This window comes from Curtobacterium sp. NPDC089689, from assembly GCF_044749145.1.
In the GTDB taxonomy this organism is placed as follows: Bacteria; Actinomycetota; Actinomycetes; order Actinomycetales; family Microbacteriaceae; genus Curtobacterium.
Genome location: NZ_JBIVHJ010000001.1, coordinates 1,540,803 through 1,559,582, shown reverse-complemented (window position 1 = coordinate 1,559,582; position 18,780 = coordinate 1,540,803). Strand labels below are relative to the sequence as shown.

General features: G+C 70.6%; 14 protein-coding genes. 8 read left to right on the top strand and 6 right to left on the bottom strand.

Annotated elements, in window-relative coordinates; genetic code table 11:
- Window positions 1-80 precede the first annotated feature (80 nt).
- From ACIPYW_RS07605 to ACIPYW_RS07575, 7 genes are all read left to right on the top strand, one after another.
- Entirely contained in the window at window positions 81-374 is a 294-nt protein-coding gene (locus ACIPYW_RS07605) for a WXG100 family type VII secretion target (RefSeq protein WP_290133637.1), read from the top strand.
- A gap of 105 nt (window positions 375-479) precedes the next feature.
- Window positions 480-827, top strand: coding sequence for a hypothetical protein (locus ACIPYW_RS07600; protein WP_400412307.1), 348 nt, complete (start codon window positions 480-482; stop codon window positions 825-827).
- 227 nt (window positions 828-1,054) lie between these two features.
- Entirely contained in the window at window positions 1,055-5,428 is a 4,374-nt protein-coding gene (locus ACIPYW_RS07595) for an FtsK/SpoIIIE domain-containing protein (RefSeq protein WP_400412304.1), read from the top strand.
- Window positions 5,429-5,475: 47 nt separating this feature from the next.
- On the top strand, window positions 5,476-6,306 hold the full coding sequence (locus tag ACIPYW_RS07590; protein WP_400412301.1) for a ribose-phosphate pyrophosphokinase: 831 nt from the start codon (window positions 5,476-5,478) through the stop codon (window positions 6,304-6,306).
- Complete coding sequence (locus ACIPYW_RS07585) at window positions 6,303-7,874, top strand: nicotinate phosphoribosyltransferase (protein ID WP_400412298.1); 1,572 nt, start codon at window positions 6,303-6,305, stop codon at window positions 7,872-7,874. Before ACIPYW_RS07590 ends, ACIPYW_RS07585 begins: the two co-directional genes overlap by 4 nt.
- Entirely contained in the window at window positions 7,871-8,524 is a 654-nt protein-coding gene (locus ACIPYW_RS07580) for an NUDIX domain-containing protein (RefSeq protein ID WP_400412295.1), read from the top strand. The genes ACIPYW_RS07585 and ACIPYW_RS07580 overlap by 4 nt, the downstream gene beginning before the upstream one ends.
- A gap of 18 nt (window positions 8,525-8,542) precedes the next feature.
- A complete protein-coding gene (locus ACIPYW_RS07575) occupies window positions 8,543-9,178 on the top strand; it encodes a pyridoxal 5'-phosphate synthase (protein ID WP_400412293.1) in 636 nt (211 codons plus the stop codon).
- A 354-nt stretch (window positions 9,179-9,532) separates the two neighbouring features.
- On the opposite strand, the gene ACIPYW_RS07570 is transcribed toward ACIPYW_RS07575, so the two are convergent.
- A complete protein-coding gene (locus ACIPYW_RS07570) occupies window positions 9,533-11,989 on the bottom strand; it encodes an ATP-dependent helicase (RefSeq protein WP_400412290.1) in 2,457 nt (818 codons plus the stop codon).
- Between the two features lie 12 nt (window positions 11,990-12,001).
- Complete coding sequence (locus ACIPYW_RS07565; protein WP_400412288.1) at window positions 12,002-13,030, bottom strand: glycerophosphodiester phosphodiesterase family protein; 1,029 nt, start codon at window positions 13,028-13,030, stop codon at window positions 12,002-12,004.
- 215 nt (window positions 13,031-13,245) lie between these two features.
- On the opposite strand from ACIPYW_RS07565, the gene ACIPYW_RS07560 reads away from it, so the two are divergent.
- Window positions 13,246-14,103 (top strand): Bax inhibitor-1/YccA family protein, encoded by an 858-nt coding sequence (locus tag ACIPYW_RS07560; RefSeq protein ID WP_400412286.1) that lies wholly within the window; start codon window positions 13,246-13,248, stop codon window positions 14,101-14,103.
- Window positions 14,104-14,469: 366 nt separating this feature from the next.
- On the opposite strand, the gene guaA is transcribed toward ACIPYW_RS07560, so the two are convergent.
- From guaA to ACIPYW_RS07540, 4 genes are read right to left on the bottom strand one after another with little or no spacing between them, the layout of a single operon-like run.
- Window positions 14,470-16,050, bottom strand: coding sequence for a glutamine-hydrolyzing GMP synthase (gene guaA / locus ACIPYW_RS07555; protein ID WP_400412283.1), 1,581 nt, complete (start codon window positions 16,048-16,050; stop codon window positions 14,470-14,472).
- Window positions 16,047-16,493, bottom strand: coding sequence for a DUF3817 domain-containing protein (locus ACIPYW_RS07550; protein ID WP_400412281.1), 447 nt, complete (start codon window positions 16,491-16,493; stop codon window positions 16,047-16,049). Before ACIPYW_RS07550 ends, guaA begins: the two co-directional genes overlap by 4 nt.
- Before the next feature lie 10 nt (window positions 16,494-16,503).
- Complete coding sequence (locus tag ACIPYW_RS07545; RefSeq protein ID WP_400412278.1) at window positions 16,504-17,283, bottom strand: SURF1 family cytochrome oxidase biogenesis protein; 780 nt, start codon at window positions 17,281-17,283, stop codon at window positions 16,504-16,506.
- Between the two features lie 5 nt (window positions 17,284-17,288).
- Window positions 17,289-18,779, bottom strand: coding sequence for a cation:proton antiporter (locus ACIPYW_RS07540; protein WP_290133620.1), 1,491 nt, complete (start codon window positions 18,777-18,779; stop codon window positions 17,289-17,291).
- Between the last annotated feature and the right edge of the window lies 1 nt (window position 18,780).

Genomic DNA, 18,780 nt, shown 5'->3' with positions numbered 1-18,780 from the left:
CGAGATGCAACGGAATCCAGTATCGTCGAGCCGGCCGGGGGCTCCCGGTACATCAAATACCGCATCGGGAGGGTATGCACATGGCAAACGTCAACGTCACCTACGACGATCTCCGCAACCAGGCTTCGCAGCTCCGCAACGGCCAGAAGGCCATCGAGGACCAGCTGAGCCAGCTCAAGAGCCAGATCGACAACCTCGTGTCGTCGGGCTACGTCACCGACAAGTCGTCGAAGGCGTTCGACGGGACGTACTCGGAGTTCAACTCCGGCGCGACGCAGACGATCCAGGCGATCGACGGCATGGCCGGCTTCCTCGAGAGCGCCGCGAACACGCTCGAGTCCACGGACGAGCAGCTCGCGTCGAGCATCGGCTAGTCAGGCTCTGCACGACGGTGGCCGGCACCTGGGGGTGCCGGCCACCGCACTCGCCGCAGGGGCGGCGACCAGGAACAGGAAGACCAGGAATCCGCCGGGGGAACCGTGGCCGGCACGATCAAGCTCGATCTCGACCTGATCGGCAATCTCGCATCCCGGCTGCACGGCGACTTCGAACACGTCGCCTCGAGTGCGGCCGACTACAAGACCGGCGTCGGTTCGATGACGATCACCAGCGCCATCGACGTATTCGCCGGCAACTGGGACATCCGGCGCGGACGCCTCCAGGAGTCCATCAAGGCAGTCGCCGAGATGGCCGAGAGTGCGCGAGACCTGGCCGTTCCTGGACGCGACAGGTGCCGTGGTCGCCCGTCGCTGGCAGTTCCGCTCGGGCTCCTCGACCATCACCGTCACCGGGATCGGCGATCACCCTTCGGCGTTCGCTGCCGCTGAAACGTCGCTGGAAGCGTTCGTCGGACGCATCCGCAGCGCGACGTGAGCAAACCCCGTTCCCCCACACCGCGCCTCCAGTCCGACAACCCGTCCACAAGCCGGACGCAACCCGGCCTGCACGACGCAGGAACCTGCGAGAATCGACCCATGAGCGGCAGCACGACGCTGCGGGGGGCCTCGACGGGGTGTTCCGCGACGACCAGGACCCACCGCGTGGCAGGTGTCGCGTGCGCCTGACGTTCACCGCCACCCACCTGCCGACCGACGCGACTGCCGACTTCGTGGTGGAGTGCGACGAGGACACCGTCCTCGGCGAGGTCGTCGAGATCGTCGCCCGCCGGTTCGGCCTGAGCGCCGAGTCCATCGTCGAGGTCGCCGTCGACGCGGTACCGACGACCCCGCACGCCCGCCTCGGTGACGGCGTCCTGCTCGAGGGGGCCCGACTGACGTTCGGCGCACCCGCACCGGTCCTCCCGCTCCCTGCCGATCTGCCCAGCGTCCGCATCGTCGGCGGCCCGGGTGCGGGCACGGTCGTGGTGCTCGACGCGGGGGTCGCGCACGTCGGGTCCGCGCCGGACGCGACGGTGCACCTGCCGGACCGCACGGCTCCCGAGTACGCGGCGGTGCTGCGGCTCGACCTCAACCGTCGCTTCACGATCATCCCGACGCGGGGCTCGCGCGTCCTCGTCGACGGATCGGAGGTCGACGTCGAGACCCCGGTCGAGCCGGGGGTCGTCGTCGCGATCGGCGACACGCTCCTGTCCGTCGCGGTGCCGGACGCCGACCGCGCTGCGATCACGCTGACGCCGGGTGGCGGAACCCTCGACTACACGCGGCCGCCGCGGCTGCTGCCGGAGGAGACCCCGACGGTCTTCAAGCTGCCGGCCGCGCCGGGGCAGCAGTCGCGACGGTCGATCCCGATCATCGCGGCGCTGGCGCCGCTCGGCATGGCGGCCGTGATGATCTCGATCTTCCACAACGTCGCCTACCTGGCCTTCGGCCTCATGTCGCCGATCATCATGTTCGGCAACGCCTGGTGGGACCGCCGGAACGGCAAGAAAACGCACCGGCAGCGCGTGGCCGAGTACGAGGAGACGAAGCGAGCGGTCGAGGCGGACGCCCTGGAGGCCGTGGCCCGGTACCAACGCGAGTCCCGCACCAGCGCACCCGACCCGGCGACGGTGCTCGACATCGCCCTGCGGCGTCGCGCCCGCCTGTGGGAGCGTCGCCGGACCGACCCCGACTACCTGACGCTGCGCGTCGGGACGGCGGACGTGCCGTCCGGCGTGGTGCTGGAGGACCCGGCTGCGCTGGAGCACCGTCGTGCGGTCGACAAGCTGGCGGAGGACGTCCCCGTGGTCGTCGACCTCGTCGAGCATGGTGTCGTTGGGATCGCCGGGCGCGAGGAGCACACGAAGCACCTCACGTCGTGGCTCGTCGCGCAGCTCGCCGTGCTGCAGAGTCCCCGGGACACGCAGTTCGTCGTGTTGACCGACGCGCAGTCGTCCGCGGAGTGGGCATGGCTCCGCTGGGTGCCGCAGGCGCGCCCGGGCTTCGGGCAGGACGCGGTGATCGCGATCGGCAACGATGCCGAGACGCTCGGCGCCCGCGTGGCGGAACTGGGGCAGGTGATCGACTCCCGACAGCGGGCGCTGCGGGAGTCCGGCGCGCGGGTCGTTGCGGGGCCCGACGTCGTCGTGGTGCTGGACGGCGCCCGGCGGCTCCGAGCCCTGCCCGGACTCATCCGGATCCTCAAGGAGGGCCCCGCGGTCGGTGTGCGGGCGATCTGCATCGAGGAAGAGGCCCGGCTGCTGCCGGAGGAGTGCTCGGTCGTCGTGACGGTGGGTCCCGAGCGCATCCGGGTGGCCGCCCAGCGACAGGCGACGATCACCGACGTCCGCCCTGATCGGGTGCCGGACGGCTGGTTCGAGTCGGTCGCCCGGGCGATCGCGCCGATGGTCGACGCCGACGACGAGAGCGATGCTGGTGGGCTCCCGACGTCCTCGCGGCTGCTCGACGTCATGCTGCTCGAACCGCCGACGGCGAGGGCGATCACGGGAAAGTGGGGCGTCCGTCCCCGGACGACCGAGGTCGTGGTCGGCGAGAGCCTCGACGGCCCCTTCGCGTTCGACCTCCGGCGTGACGGTCCGCACGGACTCGTCGCGGGCACGACGGGCTCGGGGAAGTCCGAACTCCTGCAGACGATCGTCGCCTCGCTCGCGGCCACGAACACGCCGGAGGGGATGAACTTCGTCCTCATCGACTACAAGGGCGGCGCCGCCTTCCGGGACTTCGCGCCGCTGCCGCACACGGTCGGCATGGTGACCGACCTCGACACCCACCTCGTCGAGCGGGCGCTCGAGTCGCTCGGAGCCGAGCTGCGCCGCCGCGAGCACCTGCTCGCCGAGGCCGCCGCGAAGGACATCGAGGACTACGTCGAGCGCCTCGGCCGGGGCGAGCCGCTGCCCCCGATGCCGCGGCTGCTCATCGTCATCGACGAGTTCGCCAGCCTGGTACGGGAGCTTCCCGACTTCGTCACCGGCCTCGTGAACATCGCCCAGCGCGGGCGATCGCTCGGCATCCACCTCATCCTCGCCACGCAGCGACCGACGGGTGTGGTGTCGAACGACATCCGGGCGAACACGAACCTGCGGATCGCGCTCCGGGTGACCGACTCGAGCGAGAGCACCGACGTCATCGACGCCGGGGACGCCGCGCAGATCCAGAAGAGCACGCCCGGTCGGGGGTACATCCGTCTCGGTGCCGGAGCCCTGCTGCCGTTCCAGTCCGGCCGGGTCGGGGGCCGCCGTCCGGGCACGACGTCGAACCGGCGACGTGCGGTGTGGGCGGGCTCGGTGTCCTGGTCCTCGCTCGGCACACCGCCCCCTGCCCCGCCGAAGTCCGAGGACCGTTCCGACGACGACCGGACGGACCTCCAGGAGCTCGTCGCCGCGGTGGCGGGTGCTGCCGAGACCCTCGGCGGGCCGGAGCCGTACCGTCCGTGGCTCGACGCGCTGCCGGAGTCCTTGATCTTCACCGACGTGAACGACTCCGCGTGGGAGCTCGACGTCCCCTCGACGACCTCGTCGCGCGTGAACCCGCTGCCGTTCGCCCTGCAGGACTTCCCGGGCGAACAGGCACAGCGCGTCCGCAGCCTCGACCTCGACACCGACGGCCACCTCTACGTCGTCGGTGCACCGCGCAGCGGACGGTCCCAGGTGCTCCGGACGATCGCGGCGGCCGTCGCCCGCAACACCTCGTCGGCAGACGTGCACGTGTACGCCCTCGACTGCGGCAACGGTGCGCTCCTGCCGATCCAGGCGTTGCCGCACGCCGGCGCGGTCGTCCAGCGTGTGCAGACCGAGCGGGCGCAGCGGCTCCTCGCCAAGCTGACGCAGGAGCTCGCCCGTCGCCAGCAGGTCCTCGCCGACGGCGGGTTCGCGAGCATCGTCGAGCAGCGCGCCGCGGCGGTCTCACCGGCCGACCGGCTGCCGCACATCGTGTTCATGCTCGACCGGTGGGAGGGCTTCGTCGGATCCCTCGGCGAACTCGACCACGGTGCCCCGACGGATCAGGTCATGACCATGCTCCGCGAGGGCGCCAGTGTCGGGATCCACTTGGTCGTGACCGGCGACCGGCAGCTGCTCTCGAGCCGGATGGCCACCCTGGTGGAGGACAAGCTCGTGCTGCGCCTGTCCGACCGGGGTGACTACGGCCTCGCGGCACTGAACCCACGGAAGCTGCCGGAGCAGATCCCCGACGGTCGGGCCTTCACCTCGGAGACCGCCGTCGAGACGCAGATCGCCCTGCTCGCCGCCGCCGGGACGGGTCAGGCGCAGGCCGCCGCCATCACGGCCTTGGCGACGTTCGCGACCGGGCGGGACGCAGGAGTCGAGCGCTCGCGTCGGCCGTTCCGGGTCGACCAGCTCAGCGGCCCCGTGCCGTTCGACCGGGCGTGGGAGATGCGGACCGACGACGCCGACCTCTTCGGGCTCGTGGGCATCGGTGGCGACGACCTCGCCGCGATCGGCCCGGACCTCGCGCAGGCCGGTTCGTTCGCGATCGGCGGTCCGGCGAAGTCCGGCCGCAGCTCGGTGCTCCTCTCGATCACTCGGTCGGTCCTGCGGGCCGGCGGCCAGGTCGTCCTCGTCACCCCGCGGCAGTCGCCGTTGCGAGCGCTCGCATCGGAACCGGGGGTGCTCGCCGCGCACGAGGGCACCGACATCACGGACGACCTCTTCGCGCCGTGGTTCGACGACCAGCCCGGCCGACGCGTGCTCGTCATCGACGACGCCGAACTCGTGAAGGACGCGCCGGCGAAGACGTGGCTGCAGGGGTTCGTGAAGCGCGCGGCGGACGGCGGCCAGGCGATCGTCGCAGCCGGACTGACCGCCGAGTTCGGGGTCGGATTCACCGGCTGGCAGGTCGACATGAAGCGAGCTCGTTCGGGCGCGCTCCTCAGCCCGCAGGCGATCACCGAGGGCGACCTGCTCGGCATGCGCCTGCCCCGGAGCTCCGTGGTCGAGCGGGTCCAGCCGGGGTCGGCGATCGTGCACCTCGGAGACGGAGAACTGGTCTCGGTGCAGGTTCCCGTTCCGTGACCAACAGGTACTTGTCACACTGACAAATACCGTGCTACGGTCGGACCATGGCAGTCGAACTCAGCACCTGGGACACCCAGGGCACACCGACGACACTGACGTTCTCCACCATGCGGTTCCCCGCCGGTGAAGCCCACGTCAAGGTCGTGGACGACGCCGACGCGGGGGCGACCACCGAGATCGCGACCCTGCGCGGCACGAGCGGCGACGACCTCCTCATGCTCGGCATGTGGGCGGACGCGGTCCGGCAGCGGGGCGCACGGTCCGTCGCGCTCGTCCCGTACCTGCCCGGCGCGCGGCAGGACCGCGGCCTCCCCTTCGGCGCGAAGGTCTACGCGGACGTCCTCAACGGGTTCCGCATCGACCAGGTGATCGCCTTCGATCCGCACTCGCCGGTCATCGTCCGACTGGTCGAGCGGCTCACGGTCGTCACGAGCGAGCACGTCGTCTGCGACACCGTGCTCGCCGGCTCCGACTACAGCGGGGTCATCGCCCCCGACAAGGGCGCGGTCGCTCGGGCCTCCGCAGTCGCCGTCGCCGCGGACCTGCCGCTCTTCCGTGCCGAGAAGCACCGGAACCCCGACACCGGGAAGCTCGACGGCTTCTCCTGCGAAGCACTCCCTGAGACCGGTCGCCTGCTCGTCGTCGACGACATCTGCGACGGCGGCGGCACCTTCATGGGCCTGGCCGGCGCCACCGGCCTGCCGAAGGAGCGCCTGGGCCTCTGGGTGTCGCACGGCGTCTTCTCGGGCCGCGCCCCGCAGCTCGCCGACCACTTCGGCGAGATCGTCACGACCGACAGCTACCCCGCACAGCAGGACGTCCCCGGCCTCCGCACCGTCCCGCTCAGCCCGTACCTCACGAAGGAGATCCGATGACGACCACCGCCAGCACCGTCACGACGACGGGCCTCGAGCCCCGCATCACCACCCCGAGCCCGATCGCGCCGCTGCTCGCCGTCGACGGCTACAAGCACTCGCACCGGCAGGTCTACCCGGCCGGCACGACCCGCATCCTCATCAACTGGACGAACCGGTCGAACGGGCACATGCCGAACTCGACGCACGCCGTGGTCTTCGGCCTGCAGGCGTTCATCCAGCGCCACCTCGTCGAGGCCTGGGCGCCGTTCTTCGCCGCCGACGAGGACGAGGTCGCCGACCTGTTCGAGCAGGCACTCCAGGGCTACTTCGGCCCGAACCACATCGGCACCGACCACGTCCGTGCACTGCACCGGCTCGGTTACCTGCCGCTCGACGTCAAGGCGCTGCCCGAGGGAACCCTCGCCCCGATCGGCGTCGCGACCCTCACCATCGAGAACACGATCGACGAGTTCTTCTGGCTCCCGAACTACATCGAGACCGCCCTGTCGGCGTCGATCTGGCACCCGTCAACCGTCGCGACGAAGGCGCTCGAGTACCGCGACCTCATGGAGGACTGGGCAGCGCGCACCGGTGCGGACCCGGCGAGCATCGACTTCGCCGCCCACGACTTCTCCTTCCGAGGGCAGTCGAGCATCGAGTCGGCCGCCGCTGCCGGCGCCGGTCACCTGCTGTCGTTCCTCGGCACCGACTCGATGCCGTCGCTCGACTTCATCGACCGCTACTACCCCGGCGACAACGGCTGGGTGGGCGCCAGCGTCCCCGCGACCGAGCACAGCGTCATGTGCGTGCGCGGCGCCGACGGCGAGCTCGAGACCTTCGAGCAGATCCTCGACGTCTACCCGACCGGCATCGTCTCGGCGGTGAGCGACGGCTTCGACCTGTTCAAGGTGATCACCGAGACGCTCCCGCAGCTCAAGGACCGCATCACGGCCCGCGACGGCAAGCTCGTCATCCGCCCAGACTCCGGCGACCCGGTCGACATCGTCACGGGCACCGTGCACGGTGTCCCGGAAGACGAGCTCTTCCGGCCCGGGCGCAGCAACGAGGAGAAGGGCGTCGTCGAGCTCCTGGACGAGCTGTTCGGCCACACCGTGAACGAGCAGGGCTTCAAGGTCCTCGACCAGCACATCGGCGTGATCTACGGCGACAGCATCACCCTCGACCGCGCCCGGCGCATCTACGAGCGTCTCGCCGCGAAGGGCTACGCGAGCGACACCATCGTCCTCGGGATCGGGTCGTACACGTACCAGTACATGACCCGCGACAACCTCGGCAGCGCGGTGAAGGCGACCTGGGCCCTCGTCGACGGGAAGCCGGTCGACATCCAGAAGGACCCGAAGACCGGCAGCGGCAAGAAGAGTGCCAAGGGTCGGATCGCCCTGCACCGTGACGCGGACGGCGAGATCCGGCAGACCGACGAGGCGAGCGCCGAGGACGAGGCCACGAGCCTCCTCCAGACGGTGTGGGTGGACGGCCGGTTCACGGTCCTGCAGTCCTTCGCCGACGTCCGGGCAACCCTCCGCGCGGAACGGGCCGCGCGCGCAGCGCGCCGGGCGCGGGCGTGACCAACGCCACCTCCGCGGCCCGCGACCAGCCGCTCATCGCGATCGACGTCGTCCCGGTGTCGTTCACGACGGCGGACGGTCTGCGGGTCGCGACCGCGCGTCGGCCGTACGCCCCCTTCGCCGGCCGGGAGGCACTCCCCGGCGTGCTCCTGGACGCTGCGGAACGCCTCGTCGACGGCGCAGGGCGCGCACTGCGGACCAAGACCGGGATCGAGGCGGCTGCGGTCCGGCACCTCGCGCAGGTCGGCGCGTTCGACGGACCGTCGCGTGACCCGCGGGACGCCGCGATCAGCATCGCGTTCATCGCGGTGGTGACCCCCGGGGTGGACGCACCGCCCACGGTGTGGCGGCCCGTCGACGGGGCCGAGCCGGGCCTCCCGTTCGACCACGACACGATCGTCCGGACGGCCGTCGACCAGGTGCGCACGCGGCTCTGGCGCGACGTTCCGTTGACCCGCGCGCTGCTCGGCGAGGTGTTCCCGACCTCCGCGGCGGCGCAGCTGCGCACGGCGCTCCACGGCAGCGCGCCCGATGCCGGCAACCTCAACCGCTCCCTGCGCACGAACCCGGCGCTCGTGCGGGCCGCGGCGTCCTCGGCGGCGACCACGCGGGGCGGGCGTCCCCCGGCGACCTGGACGTGGGTGGACTGAGCGCGGTTGGCTGGGGCCATGTCCGCTTCGCTGTCCGGTGACGACTCCCTGCACCTCCCCGAGTTCGACGCCCCGCCCGCGTCGCCGATCGACCTCGCCCGGCAGTGGCTCCACGACGCCGACGAGCGCGAGGTGTCGGAGCCGCTGTCGATGACCCTCGCCACCGCGGGCGCCGACGGCCGGGTGTCCGCGCGCACGGTCGACGTGAAGCGCCTCGAGGACGACGGGCTCGTGTTCGGCACCTCCACGCTGAGCCCCAAGGGTCGGCAGCTCGCCGAGAACCCGCACGCGGCGCTGCAGGTGTACTGGCGCGAGACCATGCAGCAGCTCCGGTTCGAGGGCCGGGCCGTGCAACTCTCCGACGAGGCATCCGACGCCCTGTTCGCCGACCGGTCGCCGAAGTCCCGCGCCGCGACCGCGATCGCCGACCAGTCGGACGTGCTCGAACCGCGGACCCTGCAGGACCTCATCGACGACGCGAACGTCCTGCTGTCCGAGACCGACGACGACGTGCCCCGTCCGGAGGGCTGGGTGGCCTGGCGGCTCGAGCCCGAGATCGTGGAGTTCTGGCACGGCAGCCGCGACCGGATGCACCGGCGACTGCAGTACGTCCGCACGTCGGACGGGTGGGACGCCGCGCGGCTCCAGCCGTAGCGGTCCGACGCGAGCCGTTGCGCCCGCCGGCGCTGTGCCCGCGGGCGTGCGCCGTCGCGTCCGTCGGCGTGCGCCCGTTCGCACAACCGGAGGCGGTTCGCATCGCGGAAACGCGCGGTTCGACGTGCCTCCGGTTGGGCGCCGAAGTCCGGCATGCCCGCTGGCGCGCGCCGTGGCGTCCGCGGGGTGCGCAGCGTTCGCACAAGCAAAGTCGGCTCGAACCGCGGAAACGAGCGGTTCGACGTGCCTTCGGTTGTGCGCCGACGTCCCGCGCGCGCCGTCGCGCGCCGTCGCGCCGCCGCCGCGTTTGCTGGCGCCGCGCCCGCTGGCGCCGCGTCGCGTCGCGTCGCGTCGCTAGAGCTTCTCGATGGGGGCGATCTTGATGAGGAGCTTCTTGCGGCCCGCCGAGTCGAACGCGATCTCGGCGATCCGCTTGGCGCCCTGCCCTGTCACCGCCGAGACCGTGCCCTCACCGAAGTCGAGGTGCTTGATGCGATCGCCGGCCACGAGCTCGAGGTCGCCGTTGTCGCGGACCTGCCCGGACACCCGGTTCGCCCACTCGGTCTTCGGGCGGGTCTTCTGCGCCGCGGCAGCCCGGTCGTACGACCCGCCGCCCCAGCCACCACCACCGCGGTAGCCGCCACCTGCGCCGCCAGCACCGCCCGCGCCACCGAGGCCACCGCGCCGTGCGTTCAGTGCCCGCGGCTCGGTGCCACCGCGGCTGTTCGCCATGCCCGGCGACTGCTTCCACTCGATGAGCCCCTCGGGGATCTCCTGCAGGAAGCGGGACGGCATCGCCACGTTGACGTCACCGAACTGCGCGCGGGTCATCGCGAGCGACAGGAAGAGCGACTTCTTCGCGCGGGTGATCCCGACGTAGAAGAGCCGGCGTTCCTCGGCAGGCCCGCCCGGTTCGTTCGCGGACATCCGGTGCGGCAGCAGGTCTTCCTCGACGCCGGTGAGGAACACCGCGTCGTACTCGAGGCCCTTCGCCGTGTGCAGCGTCATCAGGGACACCGTTCCGGAGGAGTCGTCGAGCTCGTCCGCCGCCGCGACGAGGGAGACCTCGGTGAGGAAGTCCGAGAGCGTGCCGTCCGGGTTGTTCTTCTGGAACTCGCGCGTGACCGCGACGAGCTCGTCGATGTTGTCCGCCCGCGCAGCGTCTTGCGCGTCGGGCGACTTCCGGAGGTTCTCGAGCAGCCCGGAGCCGTCGAGCAACTGCGTCAGGGTGTCGACGACCGGCTGGTCCTGGGCCTTGGCGGAGACGTCGTCGAGGAGCGCCGCGAACGCGGTGATCGCGTTCCGGACCTTCGGACCGAAGCCGAGCTCGTCCGCGTGCCGCAGGGCCTCGCGCATCGTCGTCTCGTGTTCGTCCGCGTACCGTTGCAGCGTCGTCTCGGTGACCGCCCCGATGCCGCGCTTCGGGACGTTCAGGATGCGGCGGAGCGCCATCGGGTCGGCCGGGTTGGCGATCGTGATCAGGTACGCCATCGCGTCCTTGATCTCGGCGCGCTCGTAGAACTTCGTGCCGCCGAGCACCCGGTACGGGATCGCCGCCCGGATGAAGATCTCCTCCAGCGCACGCGTCTGCGAGTTCGTCCGGTAGAAGACCGCCATGTCCCGGTAGGCCGTGCCGCCCTCGTGCAGCCGCTGGACCTCGTCCGCGACGAACTGGGCCTCGTCGTGGCCGGTGTACCCGGTGAAGCCGACGATCTTGTCGCCGGCGCCGACGTCGGTGAACAGGTTCTTCGCCTGCCGGTCGAAGTTGTTCGCGATGACGGCGTTCGCGGCGTCGAGGATGTTCTGCGTCGACCGGTAGTTCTGCTCGAGCAGGATGACCTTCGAGTTCGGGAAGTCCCGCTCGAACTCGACGATGTTGCGGATGTCCGCCCCGCGGAAGGCGTAGATCGACTGGTCCGAGTCACCGACGACGGTCAGTGACGCCGGCGCGATCGACCCGTCGCGCTCCCGCATGCGTTCGACGTGCTGGCCGGCGTCCTCGAGCGCGTCGACCTGCTCGACGGGCACCGGACGGGTGAGCTCACGGATGAGGGCGTACTGCGCGTGGTTCGTGTCCTGGTACTCGTCGACGAGGATGAACCGGAACCGCCGCTGGTACAGCGCCGCGACGTCGGGGAAGGCCCGGAAGAGGAACACCGTCTGCCCGATGAGGTCGTCGAAGTCGAACGCGTTCGCGCGACGGAGCTCGTCGGTGTAGCGGCGGAACACCTGGGCGAACATGACCTCTTGCGGATCGTTCGCGTTGATGTTCCGGACGTAGGTGTCGACGTCCTGCAGCTCGTTCTTGAGCTTGGAGATCTTCGACGCCGCCGCACCGACCGTCAGGCCGAGCTGGTCCGCCTCGTACTCCTTGATGATCCGCTTGAGGAGCGCACGGGAGTCGGCCGAGTCGTAGATCGTGAACGACTGCGAGAACCCGAACCGCTCGGCCTCGCGCCGCAGGATGCGCACGCACGCGGAGTGGAACGTCGAGATCCACATGCCCTCGGCCTCGTTGCCGACGAGGGCGCGCACCCGCTCGCGCATCTCGGCGGCGGCCTTGTTCGTGAACGTGATCGCCAGGATCTGCGACGGCCAGGCCTCGCGGTTGGCGAGCAACAGCGCGATCCGCCGTGTCAGCACGCTGGTCTTGCCCGATCCGGCACCCGCGACGATGAGCAGGGACTCGCCGCGGTACTCGACGGCTTCCTTCTGCTGGGGGTTCAGACCCGCGGTGAACGGGTCTTCGTAGGCAGCGGCCCCGCCACCCTGCTCGGGCGACGAGTCGAATGGGTCCAGCACGATCGTCATGTCCGCAACAGTCTAGGCGGGGCCCCCGACAGCCGAAGCGGGCCCGACGCTCGAACGGGCGCGGACGGCGAGGTCCGTGTGGTCCGCGAACACCCCGTCCACACCGGTCCGGACGATCGACGTGAACCACCGCTCCCAGTCACCGTGCGCCGCCACGTCGCCGCCTCGCCGGAGCGGTGCCGGCAGGAAGCGGTTCTCCGGCCGCAGGGTCCACGTGAACACGTCGAGCCCGGCGTCGTGCGCCCGGCCGACGATCGCGCTGCGCACCGGCCCGCGGTCGTCCACCGCGCGGGTGTCGACGCCCGCCATCAGGGTCCCCAGGTCGAGGCTGATCCCGTGGAACTCGGTGGCGAGCTCCGCGAGCGCCTCGTCGGACCGCTCGGACGCGTAGGAGGGGGCCAGCGACCCGTGGGACGCGACCTCGTCGGCGGCGCTGCCCCGCGCCTCCTGGAGGTACACGAGCCGGCCACCGGTCCGACGCGTGCGGAGGTCGCGGAGCACGCCCTTCTCGAAGCTCTCGACCGTGAGCCGCTCGTCCTGCCGCCACCCAGCGCCCGCGAGCACCTCGTCGAGCATCGCGCCCATCGGGAACCCGGCCCGCTCGAAGTACGTGGCGTGCTTGACCTCGGCGACCAGCCCCACCGGCCGAGGGGCGTCGTCGAGGATCGCGAGGAGGTCCTCGAGCCGCAGGATCGGGTCCTCGCCGTCGTGCGCTGCGGAGGCGGGTCGCAGGGCGGGCAGCCGCTCGCGGGTCCGCAGCGTCTGCAGCTCCGCCCACGTGAAGTCCTCGGTGAACCACCCGGTCAGGGTCTGCCCGTCGACCGTCTTCGTGGTCCGCCTGTCGGCGAACTCGCGGTGGTCGGCGACGTCGGTCGTGCCGGAGATCTCGTTCTCGTGCCGCAGCACGAGGACGCCGTCGCGCGTCGGGACGAGGTCGGGCTCGATCGCGTCGCACCCCATCGCGATCGCGAGGTCGTAGGCGCTGCGCGAGTGCTCGGGACGGTGTCCGGACGCGCCGCGGTGGGCGATGACGAGGGTCATGCGTGCACGGTACCGGCCTGGAGGCACGGCTCGCCGCCGTCGTTCAGCCCACCTCCGTCAGGTGCTCAGGCCCGGCACGGCGAACTCCGAGCCGGGCCTGCGACGATCGCCGCAGGCGACCACGGGACGGCCGTTCCGCTCGCCGCGAATCCACAGCCTTCCAGGCCACCTGGTCCGTAGGCTGAGAGGACTCGAATCATCCATGAGAGGACACCATGGCCTTCAAGCCCGGTTTCGACCAGTCCCCCGCCTTCAACGACGCGGGCCGGAACGCCTGGGGCGCGGGCGCCGGACAGCAGCAGGCTGGCTGGGGTCAGACGCCGCAGCAAGGGATGACCCCTGACCAGCTGCAGTACATGTACGACCGTCCGTCGGCCTCCCCGGTCGACACCGACCGCATGTCGTACGAGGACACCATCGTCAAGACGCTCCTCGCCTTCGGTGTGCTCGTCGTCGGCGCGGTGGCCGGTTGGAACCTCCCGCCGGTCGTCTGGATCGTCGCCATGGTGGTCGGCTTCGTCCTCGCCCTGGTGAACACCTTCAAGAAGAAGCCCTCACCCGGACTCGTCCTGGCGTACTCCGGCGTCCAGGGCCTGTTCGTCGGTGGCATCTCCGCCGCTTACCAGGGAGCCTTCGGCGGTATCGTGCCGCAGGCCGTCTTCGGCACGCTCGGCGTGTTCGCGATCACGCTCCTGCTCTTCCGCTCGGGCAAGATCCGCGCGACGCCGAAGGCCACGCGGTTCTTCCTCGTCGCGATGGTCGGGTACCTGGTCTTCCAGCTGATCAACCTCGTCCTCATCTGGACGGGCGTCACCCAGGGCACGTTCGGCGTCATGAGCCAGCCGAGCTTCCTGTTCGGCATCCCGTGGGGTGTGATCATCGGCATCTTCGTCGTGATCATGGCGGCGTACTCGCTCGTGCTCGACTTCGACCAGATCAAGACGGGCGTCGAGCGCGGCGCTCCCCGGATCTACGCGTGGACGGCGGCGTTCGGTCTCGTCGTGACGATCGTGTGGCTGTACCTGGAGATCCTCCGCATCCTCGCCATCATCGCGAGCAGCTCGCGCAACTAGCACTCGCGCGCAGCAGGACCAGGAGGGCCCCGGCGAACACGCCGGGGCCCTTCGTCGTGCCAGGGCCCTGAGCGCGCGCGGGTCGACACCGAGCATCCCCGACACCGGTGGACCCGGCCGCCGCGTGGTCGCACATCCCCGCGTGCGGATGCCCAGCGGTCACGGGGTGTCGGCATCCTCGACGCCGAGCGACGTTTCGTGACCGGTCGAGGCCGAGCAGACGGGGCGTCGTGCCCACCCGAGACAACGGCAAGCGTGCAGCGGCGTGCGCGCAACGGCACGAACGGGAACAGTGCGCCCGCGCCCCGGACGCACGAGGGCCCGGCACGCAGAACGCGCGCCGGGCCCTCGGGCGTCAGGGAGTGACTACTCCCACTCGATCGTCCCCGGCGGCTTCGACGTGACGTCGAGCACGACGCGGTTCACGTCCGGGACCTCGTTCGTGATGCGGTTCGAGATCTTCGCGAGGGTGTCGTACGGCAGGCGCGTCCAGTCGGCGGTCATGGCGTCCTCGGAGGACACAGGACGGAGCACGATCGGGTGGCCGTACGTGCGGCCGTCGCCCTGGACACCCACGGAGCGGACATCGGCGAGCAGGACGACCGGGCACTGCCAGATCTCCTCGTCGAGGCCGGCCGCGGTGAGTTCCTCGCGGGCGATCTTGTCGGCGGCACGGAGCAGCTCGAGGCGGTCCTTCGTGACCTCGCCCACGATGCGGATGCCGAGCCCCGGACCGGGGAACGGCTGACGTCCGACGATGACCTCGGGCAGCCCGAGCTCGCGGCCGACGGCGCGCACCTCGTCCTTGAACAGGGTGCGCAGCGGCTCGACGAGCTCGAAGGTCATGTCCTCGGGCAGACCGCCGACGTTGTGGTGCGACTTGATGTTCGCCGTGCCGGAGCCACCGCCGGACTCGACCACGTCGGGGTAGAGGGTGCCCTGCACGAGGAACTTGACCTCGCCCGCCTCGTCGTCTCCGCGAGCTTCGAGCACGAGCGCCTCGGCGGCGGCCTCGAAGGTACGGATGAACTCACGGCCGATGATCTTGCGCTTCTGCTCCGGGTCGCTCACCCCCGCGAGGGCGTCGAGGAACTGCTGCTCCGCGTCGACCGTGACGAGCCGGACACCGGTGGAGGCGACGTAGTCCTCTTCCACCTGCTTGCGCTCGTCGGCGCGCAGGAGTCCGTGGTCGACGAACACGCACGTGAGCTGGTCACCGACGGCCTTGTGCACGAGGGCTGCGGCCACGGCGGAGTCGACGCCGCCGGAGAGCCCGGCGATGACGCGCGCGGAACCGACCTGCTCCTTGATGCGCGCGACCTGCTCGTCGATGACGTTGGCGGAGTTCCAGTCACCGGGCAGCCCGGCGGCGCGGTGGAGGAAGTTCTCGAGCACGGCCTGGCCGAACGCCGAGTGCTTGACCTCGGGGTGCCACTGCACGCCGTACAGCTTGCGCTCGTCGGACGCGAACGCCGCGACGGGGGTCGACGCGCTCGACGCGAGCACCTCGAAGCCCTCGGGGGCCTTCGCCACGGAGTCGCCGTGCGACATCCACGTGACCTGCGACGCCGGCTGGTCGCCGAGCAGCACGCTGTCGGTGCCCGTGACGGTGACGTCGGTCGCGCCGTACTCGCGCTGCCCGGTCTGGGCGACCTCGCCGCCGAGCGCGGTCGCCATGGCCTGGAAGCCGTAGCAGATGCCGAGCACCGGGACGCCGAGGTCGAGGATGTCGCCGTCGAGCGAGGGCGCACCCGGTTCGTAGACGGACGACGGACCACCGGACAGCACGATGGCCGAGGGGTCCTTCGCCTTCACCTCGTCCGCGGTGATCGAGTGGGGGACGATCTCGCTGTAGACGTTGGCCTCGCGGACGCGGCGAGCGATGAGCTGCGCGTACTGGGCTCCGAAGTCGACGACGAGGACGGGACGCTGGTCGGTCTCGCTCACCGAGCGGCCTCCTTCTCACGCTGCTGGGCAGCGGTCAGCTCGTGGTAGGTGTCCATGGCCTTCTGCTGCATGCGGTGCTCGACCACGAAGGACATGAACGGGATGATGCCGCCGAGGGCGATGAGCAGGAAGCGCGAGGGCCTCCAGCGCATGACGCTCCACAGACGGAAGTCCGTGAAGAGGTAGAGGACGTACAGCCAGCCGTGCGCGATGAGGATCGCGATCGACAGGTTGAACGTGCCGGGAGCTTCGCCGGCCGTGCCGTTCGGGACGAAGAACGGGCCGTTGCCGAGCTGCATCTCGAGCTGCAGCGGCGTGTACTTGATGATGACCTCGACCACGAGGGCCAGGAGCAGCACACCGGTGATGTACGCGGAGACGCGGTACCACTTCACCGCTCCCGGGATCTTCGGGACGTCGCGGGGTCGGACGGTCAGAGCCATATCGGCCATCCTACCGTCGGTCGACGAGCGCCCCGTCGGCGCTGTGGAGGCGCTCACGGCGGTCCTCTTCCTCGCGCTCCCAGGCGTCCTTCACGAAGCGGTACCAGAGGAACACGGCGAACCCCGCGAACACGGCCCACTCGACCGCGTAGAAGAGGTTGAGCCAGTCGAACTGGACCTCGCGCGTCGGTGCACGGTCGGCGATGGTGCCGAGGTCGGCCGCCTTCGCGGTGGACCCGTCGGCGACCACGTACCCGAGGTACATGCGGTCGTCGAACTGCTTCCACGTGTTGACGAACCGTGCCGGCGCCACGGCCGAGTACTCGCCCTCGGTGTAGGTGTCCTGGTCGGGCGACTCCTCCGGGTAGAGCCGACCCTCGATCGTCATCGTCTGCCCGTCGGCGACCCGGTCCCCGCCTGCGACGGCTGCGGCCCGCCGGTCGGACCAGCCGATCACGACCGGGAGGCTCGCGCCCGTCCCGGAGTCGACGAGGTGTCCGACGGTCTGGTACGTCCCGCCGCCGCTCCGCCCTGTCAGGACGGTGGTGTCACCCGCGACGAAGGTGCCGGTGACGGTGACCTTCTGCCCGGCGAGCGCCTCGGTGACGGGCTTCATCGGAGCGAGGGCGTCGTCGAGCGTCCGCTGCGTCTCGGTGGTCGCGGGCAGGGGCTTGCCGTTCTGGATGCTCCGCTCGAGCTGCCACTTGCCCAGGAACGCGAACACCGCCGCGAGCACGAGCGCGAGCAGCAGCAGCGCGATCCACTTCGGTCGTCGGGCAACGGCCCACATCTGTATCAGTACTCCGGATCGCGCTGTCGCACCGGGCGTTCGGGACGCTCGGCGGGGATCTCCACCGACGACGTCACGGGTTCGTCACGGGGCTCCGGTGCACCATTCTCGCGCTCTTCCCTCCCAGCGGCCTCCACGAGCGCGAACTCCTCCGCGAACTGGCGGTCGCGTTCGGCGCGACGGGCAGCCCTGGAGGCGTCCTCGTCAGCGACCCCGGCCTCCGCGGCCGAGTCGATCGCCTCGTCGAGGGCGGGTCCGGACGCGCCGACGGGCACGGCGCCCCCGCGGCCGCCGAGCCGCGCGCGGAGGCGCTGGCGCAGCCGCGCGACGCGCGCCGGACGCACAACGAGGCGGCCGATCCGGTCCGAGTTCACGGCGAGCAGCGGACCCAGGACGGCCATGACGAGGACGTAGAGGCCCGCGAACGCGGTGATCCGCGCCTCCAGGCCGGCGGCAGCCGAGAGCGTCGCGAGGATCAGTGCGAACTCGCCACGGTTCACCAGGATGACGGCGGTGTTGATCCCCTGCTGGACGTTGAACCCGTTCATGCGGGCGACGATCTGACCGGCGACGGCGTTGAGCACGACGGTCATGCCGATCGCGCCGAGGACCGGCCAGAGCACCTCGCCGAAGGTCGACAGGTCGAGTCCGAGACCGAAGTTCACGAAGAAGAACGCCGCGAACACGTCGCGCATCGGCAGGGCGAGCTGCTCGATGCGGTCGCGGTAGCGCGTGGCACCGCAGAGCAGGCCGATCACGAACGCGCCGATCGCGTCGGTGACGCCGAGGATCTCGCCGATCCCGCCGAACATCACCGCGAGGCCGAAGAACAGCACCGTGAAGAGCTCGTCGTCGCGGGTGGCGAAGATCTTCGACACCCACTTGCCGGCGAACCGGGCGAGCGTGAACATCACGATGAGGAAGCCGAACGCCAGCGCGAGCTTGCCCACGACGCCCCAGATGTTCGTGTCGCCGGAGAGCACGACCGACACGATCGCCAGGTAGATGGCGATGAAGACGTCCTCGATGACGGTGACGCCGAGGATCATCGGCGTCTCGTCGTTCGCGAGCCGCCGGAGTTCGATGAGGAGCTTCGTGACGATCGCACTGGACGACGTCGCGGTCATGCCCGCGATGATCAGGGCTTCGCGGGTGCCCCAGCCGAGCGAGAACCCGAACGCGAAGCCGATCCCCATGTTGATGGCGACGTAGGTGCCACCGGAGACGAGGAGCTTGCCGGCGTTGCCGTAGAACTCCTCCTGGTCGAACTCGAGTCCGAGGTTGAACAGGAGGAGCACGAGCCCGAACGTCGCGATGAGCTCGATCGTGTGCGACTCGACGTTGAGGCCGATCCACGGGGTGTGCGGGCTCGCGATGAGCCCGACCACCATGTAGATCGGGATCGCCGGGAGCCCGATGGTCTTGCCGAGGCGTCCGAGGACGTAGGCGATGACGAAGAGCACACCGATGGTGAGCAGCTCACCACCCAGGTGCACG